Below are 19632 nucleotides of genomic sequence, written 5' to 3' on the forward strand. Positions count from 1 at the left end.
CTTTTCATTTAGGTTTAACGGCCGATACACCGGGGTTATAGGCAGATAATCAGTTTTCATTAGCAGGCCGAAAGGAGCGCACCGTATGCTGTTGGCAAACGGAGGATGCATGCAACAAAGGAGGCGCGCCTTGATCGGCGTCATACTGGCAGGCCGCATCGGCTGCGCGGCGGCCAGCAAGCTGGATGCGGAACTTGCGGCCATCGTCAGCGATGCGCAGCGGCCGCTCGCGGGCCTGTCGGTGCTGGCGATCCGCGACGGCAAGGTGGTTTATCAACAACAATTTGGCTTGCGCCGGCTTGATACGGCAGGCAGCGGCGACACCGCGCCGGTGACGCCGCAGACCATGTTCCGCATTGCATCCATCTCCAAAATGATGACCACCTTCGGCGCGATGATGCTGGTCGAAGAAGGCAAGCTCAGGCTCGATACCGACGTCAGCGAGTACCTGGGCTTTGCGCTGCGCAACCCAGCCTATCCCGCGCACGCGATCACGCTGCGCCATTTGCTGAGCCACACGTCGACGCTGCGCGATGACGGCGGTTACGCCTGGCCCGCCGGCACGGCCTTGCGCGAGGTGCTGGTCCCGGCAGGGAAGATGTGGGGGCGCGATGGCGAACCCGGCCAATATTTCGCCTACGCCAACCTGAACTGGGCGGTTATCGGGACCGTCATGGAGCGTGTCACGGGCGAGCGTTTCGACCGCCTGATGCAGCGCTTGCTGCTGGCGCCGATGGGACTGCGCGGCGGCTACAACCCTGCCGAATTCAGCCGCAAGGAAGTAGCCGATACCGCCACGCTGTACCGCCGCCGTGCGCGCGACAGCGAAACCTGGGACAGCAAAGGGCCCTGGATTGCCCAGGTCGACGATTTCGGCGTGACCGCGCCGCAGGCGCCGCCAGGCCTCGGCAACTATGCGGTCGGCACCAATGCCACGCCGTTCAGCCCGACCGGCGGCATGCGCATGTCGGCCGGCGACATGGGCAAGGTCATGCTCATGCTGATCAATAATGGCCGCCATCGCGGCCGGCAGATTCTCCAGCCGGCATCGCTGGCCCTGATGTTCGGCGAGCAATGGCGTTTTAATGGCAGCAATGGCGCTACCCTGAAAGGGCTCTACCATAGCTGGGGGCTGGGCGCGCAGCGCTTTGCCGACGTGCGGGGCAATATGGGCGGCATGCCGCAAGACGGCCGCTTTCGTGCGGTCGGCCATCTGGGTGAGGCTTATGGTCTGGTTTCGACCTTTGCCGTGGACCTGGAAAAGAAGCAGGGCATCGTCTCCCTGATCGGGGGCTTTGGCAGCGACCCGGATGCCGACCCCGGCCGGGATTCCGCGCACACTCGTGCGGAAGAAAAGATCCTTGATGCAATTTACCAACGCGCCATCCTGGGCCGCGGCGACTGAACTACAATATACCTAATTTGCCACATGGAAACATGACCCTTACGCTTTTGTTACCTGTGGAATCCGGAGACTGAATGACGAGAGCACGGCAAGTGGTGGTGGTTGGCGGCGGCGTAGTCGGCCTGGCGTCAGCGTGGTGGCTGCTGGAAGCAGGCTTCCGCGTGACGCTGCTCGAACGCGCCCCGACCGTTGCCAGTGCTGCAAGCTATCGCAACGGCGGCCAGCTTAGCTATCGCTACGTCTCCCCGCTGGCCGACGAGGGCGTCCCCAAAAAGGCCCTGCAATGGCTGTTCGAGCGCGACGGCCCATTCCGCTTCCGTCCCGAAGCCGATTACCGCCAGTGGCGCTGGATGGCCCAATTCGTGGCCAACTGCAAGGCGGAAGTGAATGCCCGCACGACTGCCAAGCTGCTGCAGCTTGGCGAGTTGAGCCGCCTGTCCCTGTCGCTGCTGGAACTGAGATTGCCGCTGTCGGAATTCAACTGGCGCAATGCCGGCAAGCTGGTGGTGTATCGCAGCGAAGGCGCCTTCAAGGCGGCGCTGGACAAGCCCGACAGCGATGAAAACCGCGCCGTGCTGTGGGGCCGGGATACGGCCCGCATCGAACCGGCGCTGGCGCAGATGGCGCCCAGGCTGGCCGGCGGCATTTTCAATCCCGGCGAAGCGGTGGCGGATTGCTATGCCTTCTGCCTGGCGCTGGAAAAGCGCATCCACGCCCACCCTCGCTTCGAGCGCTGCATGCACACGGCGGCGCGCACCATCTTCGTTGAACATGGCAAGGTAACGGCGATCGAGACCGACGCCGGCTGGCTGTCGGCCGACCATTACGTGCTGGCCGCCGGCATCCAGAGCCGCGACCTGGCCGCCACGGCCAACCTCGACCTGCCCATGTATCCCTTGAAGGGCTACAGCCTGACGGCGCCGATCCGCGATGAACATGTGGCGCCCAATATCAGCGTGACCGACTTTGAGCGCAAGACGCTGTATGCCCGGATCGGGAATGAGCTGCGCATTGCTGCCATGGTCGACATGGTGGGCGAAAGCACGCGCATCGACCGCCGCCGCATCGCCAGCCTGTCACGCCAGGCGCGCGAATCGATGCCGAATGCCGCCGACTACGACAAGGCAGAGGCATGGGCCGGCCTGCGTCCGGCCACCCCGAACAGCGCTCCGATCATCGGTCCCACCCCTTACCCCAACCTGTGGCTGAACGTCGGCCACGGGCCGCTGGGCTTCACCTTCGCCTGCGGCAGCGCCAGCCTGCTGGCAACCCTGATGCGCGGCAAGGAGCCGCCTTTTGAGCTCGACTGCCTGGGCTACAAGGCGTGACGCCAGAAGGCGCTGGTTTCCCTCATCGTTTGGTCCTCCGTTTGGCGTTCTTCCAGCGCAGCGCGTGAAGAGTTGAGATGATCGATGAGGTCTGCGATGGCGGTCCGCTGCAGCGGTGTGCAGTATGCCCGGAAATTTGATGCGGACGACAGGTGGATTTCCAGCGTGTCGCCATACCAGCCGTACTCCCAGGTTGGCGGCGCCATGGCCAGGCGCGCCAGCGCCGGCATATAGTAGGCCAGGCCAGCCGGCGAACAAAAGCTGATCGGCTGCCAGCAAATATTGCCGACATCTTCAATCGCCAGCGTCGAGCGATCGCGCTGGCGCAGGAGCTGGTCCTGTTCGGCACACTCCTCGCCAAGCGTATAGTCCGTAAAATGCTCCGGCCGCGGCGTCTCGCCGAAGGCGGCGTCGATCTGGCGCAGTAAATCCGCGTCAGCCTGCATCGTGCATCCGCAGGTATGCTGCCGGCACGGATTCGGTCAGCCAGACACCGTTTTCCGAACGGTAGAACAGGTGGCCATTGCGTGCCATCTGGCCGGATTCCACAGTCAGGACCGCAGGCTTTCCATGCCGGCTGCCTACTTTTTCAGCAGTTTCCAGGTCGGAAGAGAGGTGTACATGCTGGCGGGAACCCGCATGCAGGCCGCTCTCGCGGATCGAAGCCAGGAAACGCGTGGCGGTGCCGTGGTACAGGCGCTCCGGCGGGGATTGAGGTGGCAGGCCAAGCGCGATATCGAAGGAGTGGCCCTGGTTGGCCCGGATTTTCGTGCCATCCGCACTGATCGCGAACCGCTTCTTGTTGTTGTTTTCGACGATGGATTCGATCTGGGGCCGGCTCAGGTCAGTCCCGCGCGCGTGGGCAAGGGCAATCAGTTCGTCAATCGACGCCCATCCATTTTGGTCCAGTACGAGCCCGATTTGTTCTGGTTTGTGGCGCAAGACCAGGCTCAGGAACTTGCTTTTGCTTACTTCATTCATGCCGACATGTTAGCACCTGGCACTGTCGACTTTCTTTACTATGCAGCAGGGCGGAACTGTCGGCCGCGCAGGAGCAGGAGGGCCAAGCCCAGGCCCAGCAATGCGAACGTCCCCGGCTCAGGCACCGCCACCACCACGGGCGACTGGACCGGAGGCTCGATGAGCGGGGGCGTGCCGGTTTGCCCGGTTGGCGCCGGAGGCAACTGCGGGCCCGGCGCGCCGGCTGGCGGCTCTGCCGCAGGCAAGGGCGGCGGCAAGCCCCTGAAAGGCGGCGGCCTGCGATGGAAATAGGACGCCGGCGGCTGGCTGTAGTTCATGTAGCTGAAATGGATACTGTTGACGGTATAGGGCGACGGTGTCGATATGATGGGCTCCGCCAGCGCCGGCCCTGCTGCCAGGACAGCGCAGGCCAGCAGACAAGTCTTGACCACGGCATCAGCTTTCATTTTTGCGCTCCAGATCGGGTTGGCGACTATTTCAAGCTTGACGATGCATTAACCATACCTGCGGCTAAGTGCCTGATTCAGCAAGCTCCTCCCGCTCCGTCCAGGCCAGGCGTAAAGAATGGCGACGCGAGACTGCCGCGGGAGCGTTTGGCCGCGCCTGCCCCGAAAGTCACGCCGGCCGGCGATATGGCGGATAATGGCGGGATGTCCAAATCCAAGACCCCTGTCGGCTGCCCATGCGGCGGTCCTTCTTTTGAGGCTTGCTGCGGCCCTTTTATCGAAGGGAAAGCCCTGCCGCAGACGGCTGAGCAGCTGATGCGCTCGCGGTATGCCGCCTATACGCTGCGGAACGAGCCGTATTTATTGTCGACATGGCATGCAAGTACCCGCCCGGCCGAGCCAATTATTAACCCGGACGAAAAGCTCCAATGGCTGGGACTTGAGGTAAAATCTGCTTTACGTTTACGTCAACGTAAAGCAGAAGCCCGGCCGAACGAGGATTTTGTCGAGTTCGTCGCCCGCCTGCGCGTGAATGGCCGCGGCCAGCGCCTGCATGAGCTGAGCCGCTTCCTGCGCGAACCGGGCGAGGGCGGCCTGCGCTGGTTTTACGTCGACGGCGAATTTCCAGAATAAGAGAAGAGGAAGAGACAATGCCGCATATCGAAAGCAAACTCAATCCGCGCAGCGAGGACTTCAAAGCCAACGCCGACGCCATGCAAGCCCTGGTCGACGACCTGCGCGCCAAGGTCGCGAAAGCGGCGCAAGGCGGCGGCGAGGCGGCCTGCGCCAAGCATGTGGCACGCGGCAAGCTGCTGCCGCGCGACCGCGTACAGATGCTGCTCGATCCCGGCACGCCCTTCCTCGAATTCTCGCAACTGGCGGCTTTCGATATGTACGACAACGCCGCTCCGGCAGCGGGCGTGATCACCGGCATCGGCCGCGTCAACGGCCAGGAATGCGTGATCGTCTGTAACGACGCCACCGTGAAGGGCGGCACCTACTACCCGATGACGGTGAAAAAGCACCTGCGCGCGCAGGAGATCGCGGAGCAGAACAACCTGCCGTGCATCTACCTGGTGGATTCGGGCGGCGCCAACCTGCCGAACCAGGACGACGTGTTCCCTGACCGCGACCACTTCGGCCGCATCTTCTTCAACCAGGCCAATATGTCGGCCAAGGGCATCCCGCAGATCGCGGTGGTGATGGGTTCCTGCACCGCCGGCGGCGCTTACGTGCCGGCCATGTCGGACGAGTCGATCATCGTCAAGGAACAGGGCACCATCTTCCTCGGCGGCCCGCCGCTGGTGAAGGCGGCGACCGGCGAGGTGGTATCGGCTGAAGACCTGGGCGGCGGCGATGTGCACACCCGCCTGTCGGGCGTGGCCGACCACCTGGCCAAGGACGATATGCATGCGCTGTCGATGGCGCGCAGCATCGTCTCCAACCTGAACCGCCAGAAGCCGCAACAGGGCGTGCTGCGCGAAGCAGTGGAGCCGAAGTACGCGCCGGAAGAACTGTACGGCGTGATCCCGGTCGATACCCGCAAGCCTTTCGATATCCGCGAAGTGATCGCGCGCATTGTCGACGGTTCCGAGTTCGATGAATTCAAGGCGCGCTACGGCACCACCCTGGTGTGCGGCTTCGCCCATATCTACGGCATGAAGGTCGGCATCATCGCCAACAACGGCATCCTGTTCTCGGAGTCGGCGCTGAAAGGCACCCACTTCATCGAACTGTGCTGCCAGCGCAAGATCCCGCTGGTCTTCCTGCAGAACATCACCGGCTTCATGGTCGGCCGCAAGTATGAGAATGAAGGCATCGCCCGTAATGGCGCCAAGATGGTGACGGCTGTCGCCACCGCCTCCGTGCCGAAATTCACGGTGATCATCGGCGGCTCCTTCGGCGCCGGCAACTATGGCATGTGCGGCCGCGCCTATTCGCCGCGCATGTTGTGGATGTGGCCTAACGCGCGCATTTCCGTGATGGGCGGCGAGCAGGCGGCAGGCGTGCTGGCGACCGTCAAGCGCGACGGCATCGAAGCCAAAGGCGGCAGCTGGAGCGCCGAGGAGGAAGCGGCCTTCAAGCAGCCGATCAAAGAGCAGTACGAAGTGCAGGGCCATCCTTACTACGCCTCCGCGCGCCTGTGGGACGATGGCGTGATCGATCCGGCCGACACCCGCATGGTGCTGGGCCTGGGCCTGTCGGCCGCCCTCAACGCGCCGATCCCGGACACCAGGTTCGGCGTATTCCGCATGTAAGGAGGATGGCGAGATGACCTATGAAACCCTGACCATCGCCATCAACGGCAACATAGCCACCGTCACCCTGAACCGCCCGGACGTGCGCAATGCCTTCAACGAGCATTCGATCAACGACCTGACGCGCGCTTTCTCGGAGCTGGGCCGCAACGAAAACGTGCGCGCCATCGTGCTGGCCGGGAACGGCCCGGCCTTCTGCGCCGGCGGTGACCTGAACTGGATGAAGAAGATGGCCCATTACACCCACGAGGAGAATGAGGCCGACGCCATGCAGCTGGCGCAAATGCTGCGCACGATCTACCTGTGCCCGAAACCGACCATCGCGCGCGTGCATGGCGATTGCTATGCGGGCGGCATGGGTCTCGTTTCCGCCTGCGACATCATCGTCGCCGTGCCGGAAGCGAATTTCTGCCTGAGCGAAGTGAAACTGGGCCTGATCCCCGCGACCATTTCGCCCTATGTGATCAAGGCGATGGGTGAGCAGGCTTCGCGCCGCTATTTCCTCACCGCCGAACGTTTCAGCGCCGCCGAAGCCCACCGCATCGGCATGGTGCACGAACTGGTCGCCGCCGACGCACTGGACGCCAGGATGGCGGAAGTGCTGAAAGCGCTGGTGACCAACAGCCCGAACGCAGTGAAGGAAGCCAAAGTGCTGGTGCGCGACATCGCCGGCAAGCCGGTGAACGATGCGCTGCTGGCCGACACGGCCGAACGCATCGCCCACATCCGCGCTTCCGAGCAGGGCCGCGAAGGCGTGACTGCCTTCCTGGAGAAGCGCAAGCCGGGCTGGCTGAATTGAACGGAGCAGTTTTTGGAAGTGAACCAACAAAGCGATTGGGTAGCACGTAGCCTGAAGTCTGTCTGGCACCCGTGCACTCAGATGCAGCACCATGAAACGGTACCGCTGATTCCCGTCAGCCATGGCCGCGGCGTGTGGCTGTACGACCACCAAGGCAACCGCTACCTGGATGCGATCAGCTCCTGGTGGGTGAACCTGTTCGGCCATGCCAACCCGCGCATCAACGCCGCGCTGCGCCAACAGCTGGACATGCTGGAGCATGCGATGCTGGCCGGCTTCACCCACGAGCCGGTGATCCAGCTCAGCGAGCGCCTGGCGGCGCTGACCCAGCATCAGCTGGGCCACGCCTTCTACGCATCGGACGGCGCGTCGGCAGTCGAAATCGCCCTGAAGATGAGCTTCCATTCCTGGCGCAATATGGGCCGGGGCGACAAGCAGGAATTCGTCTGCCTGAAGGGCAGCTACCACGGCGAGACCATCGGCGCACTGGCCGTGACCGACGTGGCGCTGTTCAAGGACGCCTACGGCCCGCTGCTGCGCGCCGCACAGACCGTCATGTCGCCGGACGCGCGCCAGGCCGCCGAGGGCGAAACTGCCGCCGATGTGGCGCGCCGCGCCGCCGCCGATGTCGAGCGCCTGTTTACCGAACGCGCCGGCAAGATCGCCGCCATCATCATCGAACCGCTGGTGCAGTGCGCCACCGGCATGGCGATGCACGATCCGCTCTACCTGAAGCTGGTGCGCGGGCTATGCGACCAGCACGGCGTGCACCTGATCCTGGACGAAATCGCCGTCGGCTGCGGCCGCACCGGCACCTTCTTCGCCTGCGAACAGGCCGGCATCTGGCCGGACTTCCTGTGCCTGTCGAAGGGCATCAGCGGCGGCTACCTGCCGCTGTCCATCGTGCTGTCGCGCGACGAGATCTACCAGGCCTTCTACGACGCCGACGTGACGCGCGGCTTCCTGCACTCGCACTCGTACACGGGCAATCCGCTGGCTTGCCGCGCTGCACTGGCCACGCTGGACATCTTCCAGGAAGACCATGTGCTGGAAGCGAACAAGGCGCGCTCGCGCAAGCTGACCGAGGCGCTGGCGCCGCTGGCCGGGCACGCGCACACCGAAAACTTCCGCAACCGCGGCATGATCTGGGCCTTTGACGCCGTTGGCGCCACGCCGGGCTTCTCGCGCCGCTTCTTCACCGAGGGCACCCGGCAGGAATTGTTGCTGCGCCCGATCGGCAATACCGTCTACCTGATGCCGCCGTATATCCTCAGCGACGAGGAAATCGATGGCCTGGCAGCGCGCACGCTGTCGGTCTTTGAGAAAACGCGGGTGGGCTGACCATGGAACTGCTCGCGAAACTCGACCGGCAGCTGCAAGCGCTGCATGACCAGAACCTGATCCGCAAACGCCGCTCGGTGGAAACGGCGTGCGCGCCGCGCGTGCTGGTCGATGGCCGCGAGCTGCTGGCCTTCTGCAGCAATGACTACCTTGGCCTGGCTGCGCATCCGCGCCTGGCGGAAGCGCTGCAGCAGGGCGTTGAGCTGTACGGCACCGGCAGTGGCGCTTCGCACCTGATCAGCGGCCACAGCCGCGCGCACACCCTGCTGGAACAGCGCCTGGCCGAGTTCCTGTCGCCGCACCTGGCCGAGCCGCAGGCGCTGTACTTCTGCACCGGCTATATGGCCAACCTGGCCGTGCTGACGGGGCTGTCCGTTGGCGACAAGGATACCGAGATTTTCAGCGAAGCGCTGAATCATGCCTCCCTGATCGACGGCGCCCGTCTGGCGCGAACCAAGCTGTCCGTCTATCCCCATGCGGATGTGGCCGCACTGGGCCAGCTGCTGGCCGCCAGCACCGCCAGCAACAAGATCGTGGTGACCGATTCCGTGTTCAGCATGGACGGCGACCTGGCCGACCTGCCGGCGCTGCTGGCCCTGTGCGAACAGCACCATGCCTGGCTGGTGGTGGACGACGCCCACGGCTTCGGCACCCTGGGCGCAAGCGGCCGCGGCGCGCTGGAGCATTTCGCCATGCGCTCGCCGTACCTCGTCTATGTCGGCACGCTGGGCAAGGCTGCCGGCGTGGGCGGCGCCTTCGTGGCGGCGCACCGCACCGTGGTGGAAACCCTGGTCCAGCGCGCCCGTCCCTACATTTTCACCACTGCCGCGCCGCCGGCGCTGGCGCATGCACTGCAAGCCAGCCTGGATATCATCTGCGGCGAAGAGGGCCGCGAGCGCCGCGCCCACCTGCAGTCCCTGGTGGCACAATTGCAGGACAGCCTGCGCCTGAAGCGCTGGCAACTGCTGCCGTCGAAGACGGCGATCCAGCCAATCATCATTGGCGGGAACGAGGAAACCATGCGGCTGTCCGCCGCGCTGTACGAACAAGGCATCTGGGTAGGCGGCATCCGCCCGCCGACCGTGCCGGCCGGTACCGCGCGCCTGCGCATCACACTGTCCGCCGGCCACACAGGCGACGACGTGCGCCGCCTGGCAGACGCGATTAACGAACTTGAGAGGACCTGATATGGCGCTTGAAGACCCTGTCATCGCTCCTGCACCCCAAGCCGCTGCGGCCGCCGATGGCCTGCCGCCGCGCTTCGCCTGTTTCGTGGCAGGCACCGACACCGAGATCGGCAAGACCCTGACGTCTTCCGCCATGCTGTACTCCCTGGTGCGCAATGGAGCGCGCGCCTGCGGCATGAAACCCGTCGCGGCCGGTGCGGTGATGAAGAACGGCCAGTTGCACAACGACGATGCCGACCAGTTGATCGAGGCAAGCAATGTGCACTTGCCGCAGTCGCTGACCACCCCATTCATGCTGAGAGAGCCGGCTGCGCCGCACATCGCCGCCGCGCTGGAAGGCGTGGAGATCGACCCGGTGCCGATCCTGGCCGCCTACGTCGAAGTCGCCGCCGCCACCGATGCCATCGTGGTGGAAGGCGTGGGCGGCTTCCGTGTTCCGCTGACCGACGACTTCGACACCGCCGACCTGGCGCAGCAGCTTGCCTTGCCGGTAGTGCTGGTGGTGGGCCTGCGCCTGGGCTGCATCAACCACGCTTTGCTGACCGTGGAAGCGATCGAGTCGCGCGGCCTGAAGCTCGTTGGCTGGGTCGCCAACACCCTGGAATTTGAAATGAACTTCGCGGACGAGAATATCGCCGCCCTGACCGCGCGCATTCCCGCACCGCTGCTCGGCCGCATCCCGCGCCTGGCGAAACCGACTGCCGCCGCCGCTGCCGAATACCTGAACTTCACGTCCCTGCCGAACTGGCCGGGCCGCCGCACCAAGTAAGAGAGGAAGAACATGTCCCTGCAAGAACCTAAAGCCGTCCAACTGCACCGTCCAACCGCCGCCATCAAGCTGCCGGAAGCCGCTACCTGGCCGCTGGAAGACGTCATGGCGCTGTACCAGCTGCCATTCAATGAGTTGATGTTCCGCGCACAGGAAGCCCACCGCGCCCACTGGCCGGACGGCGATGTCGAGCTGGCGACCCTGCTCTCGATCAAGACCGGCGGCTGCGAAGAGGACTGCGGCTACTGCCCGCAAGCCGCGCGCTACGATACCGGTGTGCAAGCGAAGAAGATCCTGGACCTGGACACCGTGCTGGACGCCGCCAGGCAGGCGAAAGACAACGGCGCCACCCGTTTCTGCATGGGCGCCGCATGGCGCAGCCCGAAAGAGCGCGACATGGACAAAGTCGAAACCATGGTGCGTGAAGTGAAAGCCATGGGCCTGGAAACCTGCGCCACGCTGGGCATGCTGGAAGCCGCGCAGGCACAGCGCCTGAAAGATGCGGGCCTGGACTACTACAACCATAACCTGGATACCTCGCCAGACTTCTACGGCGACGTGATCTCCACCCGCCAGTACCAGGACCGCCTGGACACCCTGGGCCATGTGCGCAACGCCGGCCTGAAAGTGTGCTGCGGCGGCATCGTGGGCATGGGCGAGACGCGCGAACAGCGCGCCGGCCTGATCGCCCAGCTGGCCAATCTGAACCCTTATCCTGAATCGGTACCGGTCAACCACCTGGTGCAGGTGGAGGGCACGCCGCTGCACGGCCTGGACAAGCTGGACCCGCTGGAGTTCGTGCGCACCATCGCCGTGGCCCGCATCACCATGCCGAAAGCGCGCGTGCGCCTGTCCGCCGGCCGCCGCGAGCTGGGCGAAGCCGTGCAGGCCATGTGCTTCATGGCCGGCGCCAACTCGATCTTCTACGGCGACAAGCTGCTGACCACCGACAACCCGGAAGCCAACGACGACCGCGCCCTGCTGGCCAAACTGGGCCTGCCGACTCGCGGCGCAGTGCTGGACTCGGTACAAAAAGAAGCCTGCGGCTGCTAAGAAAAAATTCAAAAAAGAGTAGAGAGAGACATGTTCAAGAAAATCCTGATTGCCAACCGTGGCGAGATCGCTTGCCGCGTCGCTGCAACCGCACGCCGCCTGGGCATCAAGACCGTGGCCGTGTATTCGGAAGCGGACGCGAATGCCAAGCATGTCGCCGTATGCGACGAAGCGGTGAACATCGGCCCGGCCGCCGCCAAGGAGTCCTACCTGTGCGGCGACAAGCTGATCGCCGTCGCATTGGCCACCGGCGCGGAAGCGATCCACCCAGGCTATGGCTTCCTGTCCGAGAACGCCGAGTTCGCGGACGCCTGCGCCGAAGTGGGCCTGGCCTTCATTGGCCCGCCGGCTTCCGCCATGCGCGCAATGGGTTCCAAATCGGCTGCCAAGCAACTGATGGAGAAGGCCAATGTGCCGCTGGTGCCGGGCTACCACGGTGACAACCAGGATGCAGGCTTTCTGCAAGAACAAGCCGACCGTATCGGCTACCCTGTACTGCTGAAGGCATCGGCCGGCGGCGGCGGCAAGGGCATGCGCGTGGTCGAATCGGCCGAGGCGTTCAAGGATGCGCTGGCTTCCTGCAAGCGCGAAGCGATCAGTTCCTTCGGCGACGACAAGGTGCTGGCGGAGAAATACCTGCAGCGCCCACGCCATATCGAGATCCAGGTCTTCGCCGATACCCACGGTAACTGCATCTACCTGTTCGAACGCGACTGCTCCGTGCAGCGCCGCCACCAGAAGGTGCTGGAGGAGGCGCCAGCGCCTGGCATGAGCGCCGAGCGCCGCGCCGCGATGGGCGAAGCCGCCGTGGCCGCCGCGCGCGCCGTCGGCTACGTTGGCGCCGGCACGGTGGAATTCATCGCCAACCAGGACGGCAGCTTCTACTTCATGGAGATGAACACCCGCCTGCAGGTTGAACACCCGGTGACCGAGATGATCACCGGTACCGACCTGGTGGAGTGGCAGATCCGCGTCGCCGCCGGCGAATCCCTGCCGAAAAAGCAGGAAGAGCTGACCATCAATGGACACTCGATCGAGGCGCGTATCTACGCCGAGAACCCTGAGAAGGGCTTCCTGCCGTCGATCGGCACCCTGCGTCACCTGGAAACGCCGGCTTCGGTGAACTTTGAGCTGGGCGGCGTACCTGGCCATCCTGCGGCTGTGCGTATCGATTCCGGCGTGCGCGAGAACGATGCAATTTCCCCGTTCTACGATCCGATGATCGCCAAGCTGATCGTGTGGGGCGCAGACCGCAAGCAGGCGCTGGCGCGCATGGCGCAAGCGCTGTCGCAGTACCAGATCGTCGGCCTGGCAACCAATATCGCCTTCCTGAAACGCCTGGTGGAAGGCGACGCCTTCGCCAATGCCGACCTGGATACCGGCCTGATTGAACGCAACCACGACGCCCTGTTCCCGCCGGCACGCTCGGTCCCGGTGGCCGCCGTGGCACTGGCCGCGGTATCGCTGATCGAGGAAGAAAAGGACAAATCGGCCGCGCAGTCGGGCGCCAACAAGGGCGATCCATGGGGCCAGGCGCTGGGCTGGCGCATGAATTTCAACTATGCGCGCAAGCTGGCCTTCAGCGACGAGCATGGCAAGCAGTACACGCCGATGCTGACCTACCTGCCGCACGGCTGGCACTTCGAGATCAAGGGGCTGGAAGTCGAGCTGTCCCTGTTCAAGCAGGATGGCACGGACCTGAGCATCAAGCTGGGCGAAACCTCGGTGCACGGCACCGTGCGCCGCGATGGCGATGTGTTCCACGTCTTCACCGGCGGCGGCCACTTTGTGCTGGACTATAACGATCCGATGGCGCACGCCGGCGAATCCGAGGCCGAAGGAGGCCGCCTGACAGCGCCAATGCCGGGCAAGGTGGTCGCAGTGCTGGCCGCAAAGGGCAAGGAAGTGAAGAAGGGCGACGCGCTGGTCATCATGGAGGCGATGAAGATGGAACACACCATCTCCGCGCCGCATGACGGCGTGGTCGAAGAGATCCTGTACGCGGTAGGCGACCAGGTGGCAGACGGCGCGCCGCTGCTGGCCTTCAAGGCCGCGGCCTGAGGAGAAGCGCAATGCGCATCCTGCTTTATCGCGCGGATGGCAATACCGCGCCGTGGATCAAGGATTTCGCCGACTTCATGCCGGAGGCGGAGGTGGTGGTGTGGCGCGAAGGCGCCGACCTGCCGGCCTGCGATTACGCCGTGCTGTGGACACCGCCGCAGGCGATGCTGGCCGACCTGGCACGCGTGAAAGCGATCTTCCTGACCGGTGCCGGCGCCGATGCGATCATGAAGTACTCGCACGCGATTCCGCCCCATATCCCGATTGTGCGGCTGAATGACGCGGGCATGGGCATCCAGATGGCGGAGTACGTCACGCATGCCGTGCTGCGTTATTTCCGCCGGCTCGACGAGTATGAAACACAAGCCCGTGCCGGCGCCTGGCTGCAGTTGGAAGCGCGCGGGAAGGCCGACTTTTCGGTCGGCGTCATGGGCGTGGGAGCGCTTGGCTCGCATGTGATCGAAGCGCTCAGGCCTTTCGGCTTCCCGCTGCGGGCATGGAGCCGTTCGCCGAAGTCCCTGGCCGGCGTCGAATCCTTCCATGGCGAATCGGGGCTGGATGGTTTTCTCGGGTCGTCGCGCGTGGTGGTATGCATGCTGCCGTTGACGGAAGAAACCATCCACATCCTCAACCGCGCGAATATGATGAAAATGCCGCAGGGCTCATACATCATTAACGTTGGCCGTGGTGCGCATATTTCGGAGCCGGACCTGCTGCCGCTGATTAAGTCCGGCCAGATTGCCGGCGCCACGCTGGACGTGTTCCGCAACGAACCGCTGCCGGCGCAGCACCCGTTCTGGCAAGAGCCGCGCATTACGATCACGCCGCATATTTCCGCGCTGACGCTGCGCCGCGAAAGCGTGGAGCAGATGGTTGGCAAGATGCGCCAGCACGCGCGCGGGGAAGAAATCGCCGATGTCATCAATCGCACAAAGGGATACTGAAATGAGTTTGCCAAAGAAGGTCAAGATTGTCGAAGTGGGTCCGCGCGACGGCTTGCAGAATGAGAAGGGCGATGTTCCGGCCGAAGTGAAGATTGAGCTGGTTAACCGCCTGACGGAAGCGGGCTTCCCGAATATCGAAGCGGCGTCCTTCGTCTCGCCGAAGTGGGTGCCGCAGATGGCGACTTCGAAAGAAGTCATGGCAGGCATCATCCGCAAGCCCGGCGTGATCTATTCCGCGCTGACGCCGAATATGCAGGGCTTTGAAGCCGCGCTGGCCGCCGGCGCCGACGAAGTGGTGATTTTCGGCGCCGCCTCGGAAGCGTTCTCGCAAAAGAACATCAACTGCTCGATCGCGGAATCGATCGAGCGCTTCGTGCCGGTCGCCAAAGCGGCCAAGGAAGCGGGCCTGCGCCTGCGCGCCTCGGTCAGCACGGCGTTTGGCTGCCCGTACCAGGGCGACGTACCGCTGGATTCCGTGGCATACGTGGTTGGCCGCATGCGCGACCTGGGTTGCGACGAGATCGATATTGCCGACACCATCGGCGTGTCGACCCCGCGCAAGACGCAAGCCGTGATGGAGCGCGCTATCAGGGAATTCCGCGCCAACTCGCTGGCCGGCCACTTCCACGACACCTACGGCCAGGCGCTGGCGAATATCTACGCCTCGCTGGAGCTGGGGATCGAGATCTTTCATTCTTCGGTATCGGGCCTGGGGGGCTGTCCTTACGCAAAGGGCGCTACCGGCAACGTCGCTACTGAAGACGTGATCTACATGATGAATGGCCTCGGCATCGAGACCGGCGTGGACCTGGACAAGGTGGTCGACGCCGGCCAGTTCATTTCCAGCTTCCTGGGCCGCAAAGCCGCCAGCCGCGCAGGCAACGCCATTGCCGCCAAGCGTGCCGGCTGATTAGTTTTCGTCCGAGCGGCCGCGCAGCAGGAATACGGCTAGCAGCGTGGCCGCTGCGCGTTGCAGCGATTGCCAGTTGTGGGTTGCGAACAGCGTTTCCAATCGCGGCAGGGGAGGCGGAGCTCCATCCGCAATTTCACGCCACGTGCGGGCGAACTGCGCGATGCCGTTGCGTTCCTCTGCCGAGAAGACTGGTTCAGTGAAATGCTGCTTCCAGTCTGGCGTCACCCAGTCTTCCCATTGATTCAAGACTTCGTCGGCAGCCGACATGGCCGGGGCGGAGGCTTGCAGTTGCCGCTGCGCGTCGAAGGAACTGGCCAATTCCAGGTATTCGATGATGCGGTTGCGCACACGGCGCAGGCCAAGCGGTTGCTCGGGAACCGAGCTCCGCGGGGTGCGCAGCCAATAATACAAATCGTAGGTGGTGGCGCCGGGGGGCGGCTCGCTGTGCGGAAGGTCCGTCTTCTGTTGCCACAGCGGGAACCAGTGCGGGTCGCGTACATGTCCAGCGCCAGCTTGCGCGCCACCAAATTGCACGTAGCCTACCTGGGCTTCGGCCAGGCTGTGCACGTTTGCGCCGCTGGCCAGGAAGGGGGAGTAGAGTTGCGGCAGGTCGTCGTGCCAGTCACAGACCGGGCACGCGGCAAGTGAGCCGGGCGCGCCGGCGAAGGTGGCATATCCGCAGCAAGGGCAGGTGTACATGGCTCTGATCCTAATGCAGAAAAAAAAAGACCTGCACGAATGCAGGTCTTTTTTCTGAAACTTGGTCGGAGTACAAGGATTCGAACCTTGGACCCTCTGCTCCCAAAGCAGATGCGCTACCGGGCTGCGCTACACTCCGAAGAAGCAAGATAATACAAGCTGGGTTGGGGAACGTCAACCCCCAATTTAAATCTGGAGATTGTTGATGCCTTACCAAACGCCGCGATGGCGTATTGCAGCCGGGATCGTTATTTCTTTGCTACTGCACATGGCAGCGCTGGTTTTCGTGCGGCTGCCCGAGCCGCGCAAGGTGGCCGATGCGCGTACATGGCTGACGAAAGTGGAAATAAGGATAGTCGAGCCACCTCCGCCGCCGGAGCTGGCAAGCAGGCCAGCGCGCGTTGCGGCCGCCCCAGCGCGCCGCCCGCCGCGTCGATCGGCGCCGCGCAACAGCACCGCCAGGGATGAGAGCGAGGTGACAGTCCAGCGGGCCCGCGAATCGACGCTGGTATTGCGCCAGGCCGAACCGGGTCAAGCGCCGCAGTTTGACCGGGAAGCCGCGAAGCTAGCCGCCCGCGACATTGCCGGCGAACTGGACACGTCCCCGCCCAAGCTGCGCGCAACCCGCGAAGAAAAGCTGGCCCGGCAGATCCAGAACGCCGCCCGCCCCAATTGCAAGGACGGCATCCCCGGCGGCCTGCTGGCCCCGCTCTACCTCATGATGGATAAAAAGGACAGCGGCTGCAAATGGTAGAGCCCGTGTCACACTTGGGGTGTGACCCCATGGTGTGACACGGGCTGGGCCGTAGTTATTGCTTCAGCGCGAGGGCGCGGTCGTAGAGGGCGTTCTTCTTTTTGCCGGTGATCTGGGCGGCGAGGGCCGCGGCTTGTTTTACTGGCAATTCGGCGAGCAGGATCTGCAGGATGCGGTCGGTCTCGGCATCCTGCCCTTCGCCGGCTGGCGCGGCGCCTTCGACCAGCACCACGAACTCGCCTTTTTCGTGATTGGCGTCCGATTCCAGCCACGCTACGGCGTCGCCCAACGGGCAGCGGTGGATCTGCTCGAACAGCTTGGTTACTTCACGGGCGAATACTGCCTGGCGCCCAGCGCCGAAGGCATCGGCCAGCGCCTGGGCACATTCGATAATGCGGTGCGGGGCTTCGTAGAACACCAAGGTGGCTGGCGCGGCCACCAGCCCTTGCAGCACGGATTCGCGCTGTTTGGCTTTCGATGGCAGAAAGCCAATGAAATGGAACTGGTCATTGACCAGGCCACTGGCCGACAGCGCGGCGACAGCGGCCGACGCGCCCGGCAAGGGAATCACGCGCAGTCCGGCTGCGCGCACTGCGTCGACAATACGGGCGCCAGGGTCGGACACCGCGGGCGTGCCGGCATCCGACACCAGGGCAATGCGTTCTCCTGCCTGCAAGCGTGCGATCAGGCCTTGCGCCGCTTCGCGCTCGTTGTGCATGTGGGCAGCGATCAAGGGCTTGTGCAGGCCGAAGCGGTTCATGAGCTGGGCGGTGTTGCGCGTGTCTTCGCAAGCGACCGCGTCTACCAGCGACAGCACATGCAAAGCACGCAGGCTGATGTCGGTAACGTTGCCAATTGGTGTGGCCACCACGTATAAAGTTGCCGTAGGATAATTCTGGTGGGCGGTCTCGCCGAGGATTGGTAAACTGGCGAGAGGGCTGGATACTTGTGCTGTCATTGGGGGAAGGATGCTTTTCAAAAATATCAAAAAACTGATACTCGGCGTTGCCACGGCCATGTTGGCCAGCGCTTGTAGTACTCCGTGCGACGCGCCCGGGGGATTGTGCGCGCCAATTACTTCGGTGACAAGTGCACCGCCTGCCGTGGCCAAGGCGCCGCGGCCTAAACCTCCGGCGCCGCCTGAGCCGGAAGTGGTGGTTGAGACCTTCTCCGTGCCTTCGCCGGAAGATGCGGCGCGGCCGCCAAGCATCAGCCAGGTCATCCCTCAGCCCGCGCAACAAGCTGAGGGCAAACAGGCTTACCGCATCGCGTTGCTGCTGCCGCTGCGTTCTGAGGCGCTGGGCCGCGCTGCCGATGCGCTGCGCGCCGGCTTCATGGCGGCGCTGGAACGCGACAGCCATGGTTTTGAGGTCAATCTGGTGGAAACCGGCGATTCGACGCAGGACGTGCTGTCCGCCTATGTCACCGCCCAGGAGAAGAACGATATGGTGGTCGGGCCGCTGGCCCGTTCCGCCGTCACCGCCATTGCTTCCAGCCCGCTGGTGGAGAAGCCAACCATCGCGCTGAACCACCCCGAGCTGCGCGGCGATCCCCGCATCCCACCGCAATTGCTGGTAATCGGTCTGTCGATCGAGGACGAGGCGCGCCAGGTGGCCGAGTGGGGCGCACGCGAGAATCCTTCTGCCAAGGCGCTGATCATTTCGGGCAATTCGTCCTGGCAGAAGCGCATTGCCGGCGCCATGTCGTCCCAATTGCAGCGCCTCGGCCTGCGCCCGCGCAGCGTTGACCTGACGCCGCTCAACGGCTACCTGCAGGATGCGGAACTGGTGGCCCTGCGCTCGCGCCTGCAAGCCGAGCCGGCCGGCGTGCTGTTCGCGGCACTGGACCCCGACCAGGTGCGCCAGCTCAAGATCGCCTTGTCGGCGCCGCCGCTGGGCGATATTCCCCTGTACGGCACCTCTTCCCTGAACCCCGGCCGCACCATGTACCGCGCCGGCCCTGAACTGGACGGCGTGCGCCTGCTCGACCTGCCATGGCTGGTGCAGCGCGACCATCCGGCGGTGATGAGCTATCCGCAGCCGATTCCGCGCGACGAAGCGCGCATCAGCGCCGACATGGAGCGGGTGTATGCGCTCGGCATCGACGCCTTCCGCATCGCCCGCGAAATCGCGATCCAGCCGCAGCGCCGCTTCCAGCTCGATGGCGTAACCGGCCAGTTGACTGTCGATTTCGGCACCGGGCCGTCCTGGTTCGAGCGGCTGGAAGTACCGGCCGAGTACCGCAACGGCGTGCCGGTGCCGGTCACCCAGTAAGGAGATGCCATGCCCCGTACCGAACTGCAGGAGATCGGCCGGGGCGGTGAAGCGCGCGCCCTGGCTTTCCTGCAGGAGCAAGGGCTTACTTTGGTCGAGCAGAATTTCCTGTGCAAGACCGGGGAGCTGGACCTGGTCATGCGCGATGGCGGGCACCTGGTGTTCGTCGAGGTCAGGGAGCGCAATAATCCCCTTTACGGCGGTGCTGCCGCCAGCATTTCCCCCGCCAAGCAGCGCCGCATCCTGCGCGCCGCCAAATTCTACCTGCTGCGTTTTGCCAAAATGCCACCTTGCCGTATCGACGTGGTGGCCATTGACGGCGAGCGCATAAGTTGGCTGCGCAACGCTATCATTGATCAAATGTAAGCATTTTTAACAGCGCTTGTGAGGCCCGCCAAGCCACTGCACTATAATTACGCAC

At 64.1% G+C, this 19632-nt stretch carries 20 protein-coding genes and 1 tRNA gene; 15 read left to right on the top strand and 6 right to left on the bottom strand.

Annotated features, from left to right (window positions below; genetic code table 11):
* The first annotated feature begins 109 nt into the window (after nt 1-109).
* Nucleotides 110-1405: a serine hydrolase domain-containing protein gene (locus ACWBU6_RS01155; protein ID WP_452647067.1), complete on the top strand. Its 1296-nt coding sequence runs from the start codon at nt 110-112 to the stop codon at nt 1403-1405.
* Nucleotides 1406-1479: 74 nt separating this feature from the next.
* Nucleotides 1480-2733: a D-amino acid dehydrogenase gene (locus tag ACWBU6_RS01160; protein ID WP_452647068.1), complete on the top strand. Its 1254-nt coding sequence runs from the start codon at nt 1480-1482 to the stop codon at nt 2731-2733.
* Here the strand turns inward: ACWBU6_RS01160 and ACWBU6_RS01165 are convergent.
* The 3 genes from ACWBU6_RS01165 to ACWBU6_RS01175 are packed head-to-tail and all read right to left on the bottom strand — an operon-like array spanning nt 2721 to nt 4160.
* Nucleotides 2721-3179: a DUF6714 family protein gene (locus ACWBU6_RS01165; protein ID WP_452647069.1), complete on the bottom strand. Its 459-nt coding sequence runs from the start codon at nt 3177-3179 to the stop codon at nt 2721-2723. The two genes, ACWBU6_RS01160 and ACWBU6_RS01165, sit on opposite strands and share 13 nt — an antisense overlap.
* Complete coding sequence (locus tag ACWBU6_RS01170) at nt 3169-3714, bottom strand: RNA 2'-phosphotransferase (protein WP_452647070.1); 546 nt, start codon at nt 3712-3714, stop codon at nt 3169-3171. Before ACWBU6_RS01170 ends, ACWBU6_RS01165 begins: the two co-directional genes overlap by 11 nt.
* A gap of 38 nt (nt 3715-3752) precedes the next feature.
* Complete coding sequence (locus tag ACWBU6_RS01175) at nt 3753-4160, bottom strand: PEP-CTERM sorting domain-containing protein (protein WP_452647071.1); 408 nt, start codon at nt 4158-4160, stop codon at nt 3753-3755.
* Between the two features lie 204 nt (nt 4161-4364).
* On the opposite strand from ACWBU6_RS01175, the gene ACWBU6_RS01180 reads away from it, so the two are divergent.
* Genes ACWBU6_RS01180 through ACWBU6_RS01225 form a run of 10 tightly spaced genes read left to right on the top strand, consistent with a single transcriptional unit; the run spans nt 4365 to nt 15482 of the window.
* Entirely contained in the window at nt 4365-4793 is a 429-nt protein-coding gene (locus ACWBU6_RS01180; protein ID WP_452649638.1) for a YchJ family protein, read from the top strand.
* On the top strand, nt 4790-6418 hold the full coding sequence (locus ACWBU6_RS01185) for a carboxyl transferase domain-containing protein (protein WP_452649639.1): 1629 nt from the start codon (nt 4790-4792) through the stop codon (nt 6416-6418). Before ACWBU6_RS01180 ends, ACWBU6_RS01185 begins: the two co-directional genes overlap by 4 nt.
* 13 nt (nt 6419-6431) lie before the next feature.
* Complete coding sequence (locus ACWBU6_RS01190; RefSeq protein ID WP_452647072.1) at nt 6432-7217, top strand: enoyl-CoA hydratase/isomerase family protein; 786 nt, start codon at nt 6432-6434, stop codon at nt 7215-7217.
* Nucleotides 7218-7229: 12 nt separating this feature from the next.
* The gene (bioA, locus tag ACWBU6_RS01195) at nt 7230-8558 is read left to right on the top strand and encodes an adenosylmethionine--8-amino-7-oxononanoate transaminase (protein WP_452647073.1); all 1329 of its coding nucleotides are present in this window, start codon (nt 7230-7232) and stop codon (nt 8556-8558) included.
* A 2-nt stretch (nt 8559-8560) separates the two neighbouring features.
* Nucleotides 8561-9745, top strand: coding sequence for an 8-amino-7-oxononanoate synthase (gene bioF, locus ACWBU6_RS01200; RefSeq protein ID WP_452647074.1), 1185 nt, complete (start codon nt 8561-8563; stop codon nt 9743-9745).
* A 1-nt stretch (nt 9746) separates the two neighbouring features.
* Nucleotides 9747-10514, top strand: coding sequence for a dethiobiotin synthase (gene bioD, locus ACWBU6_RS01205; RefSeq protein ID WP_452647075.1), 768 nt, complete (start codon nt 9747-9749; stop codon nt 10512-10514).
* A 12-nt stretch (nt 10515-10526) separates the two neighbouring features.
* Nucleotides 10527-11567, top strand: a complete 1041-nt coding sequence (gene bioB / locus ACWBU6_RS01210) for a biotin synthase BioB (protein ID WP_452647076.1) — start codon at nt 10527-10529, stop codon at nt 11565-11567.
* Nucleotides 11568-11597: 30 nt separating this feature from the next.
* Nucleotides 11598-13628 carry an acetyl/propionyl/methylcrotonyl-CoA carboxylase subunit alpha gene (locus ACWBU6_RS01215; protein WP_452647077.1) on the top strand — a complete coding sequence of 677 codons (2031 nt, stop codon included), beginning with the start codon at nt 11598-11600 and terminating at the stop codon, nt 13626-13628.
* An 11-nt stretch (nt 13629-13639) separates the two neighbouring features.
* Nucleotides 13640-14572 carry a 2-hydroxyacid dehydrogenase gene (locus ACWBU6_RS01220; RefSeq protein WP_452647078.1) on the top strand — a complete coding sequence of 311 codons (933 nt, stop codon included), beginning with the start codon at nt 13640-13642 and terminating at the stop codon, nt 14570-14572.
* Between the two features lies 1 nt (nt 14573).
* Nucleotides 14574-15482 (top strand): hydroxymethylglutaryl-CoA lyase, encoded by a 909-nt coding sequence (locus ACWBU6_RS01225; protein ID WP_452647079.1) that lies wholly within the window; start codon nt 14574-14576, stop codon nt 15480-15482.
* Here ACWBU6_RS01225 and ACWBU6_RS01230 read toward each other — a convergent pair whose 3' ends face one another.
* Together ACWBU6_RS01230 and ACWBU6_RS01235 are read right to left on the bottom strand one after the other, a co-directional pair.
* Complete coding sequence (locus tag ACWBU6_RS01230) at nt 15483-16184, bottom strand: CPCC family cysteine-rich protein (RefSeq protein WP_452647080.1); 702 nt, start codon at nt 16182-16184, stop codon at nt 15483-15485.
* 62 nt (nt 16185-16246) lie between these two features.
* Nucleotides 16247-16323, bottom strand: a tRNA-Pro gene (locus tag ACWBU6_RS01235).
* 129 nt (nt 16324-16452) lie between these two features.
* On the opposite strand from ACWBU6_RS01235, the gene ACWBU6_RS01240 reads away from it, so the two are divergent.
* Nucleotides 16453-16938, top strand: coding sequence for a hypothetical protein (locus ACWBU6_RS01240; RefSeq protein WP_452647081.1), 486 nt, complete (start codon nt 16453-16455; stop codon nt 16936-16938).
* Nucleotides 16939-16993: 55 nt separating this feature from the next.
* On the opposite strand, the gene rsmI is transcribed toward ACWBU6_RS01240, so the two are convergent.
* On the bottom strand, nt 16994-17896 hold the full coding sequence (gene rsmI / locus ACWBU6_RS01245) for a 16S rRNA (cytidine(1402)-2'-O)-methyltransferase (RefSeq protein WP_452647082.1): 903 nt from the start codon (nt 17894-17896) through the stop codon (nt 16994-16996).
* A gap of 124 nt (nt 17897-18020) precedes the next feature.
* Between rsmI and ACWBU6_RS01250 the strand changes: the two genes are divergently transcribed.
* Both ACWBU6_RS01250 and ACWBU6_RS01255 read left to right on the top strand, forming a co-directional pair.
* Nucleotides 18021-19211 (top strand): penicillin-binding protein activator, encoded by a 1191-nt coding sequence (locus tag ACWBU6_RS01250; protein ID WP_452647083.1) that lies wholly within the window; start codon nt 18021-18023, stop codon nt 19209-19211.
* Nucleotides 19212-19220: 9 nt separating this feature from the next.
* Entirely contained in the window at nt 19221-19577 is a 357-nt protein-coding gene (locus ACWBU6_RS01255) for a YraN family protein (protein WP_452647084.1), read from the top strand.
* Nucleotides 19578-19632 lie beyond the last annotated feature (55 nt).

Source organism: Pseudoduganella sp. HUAS MS19, assembly GCF_053615455.1.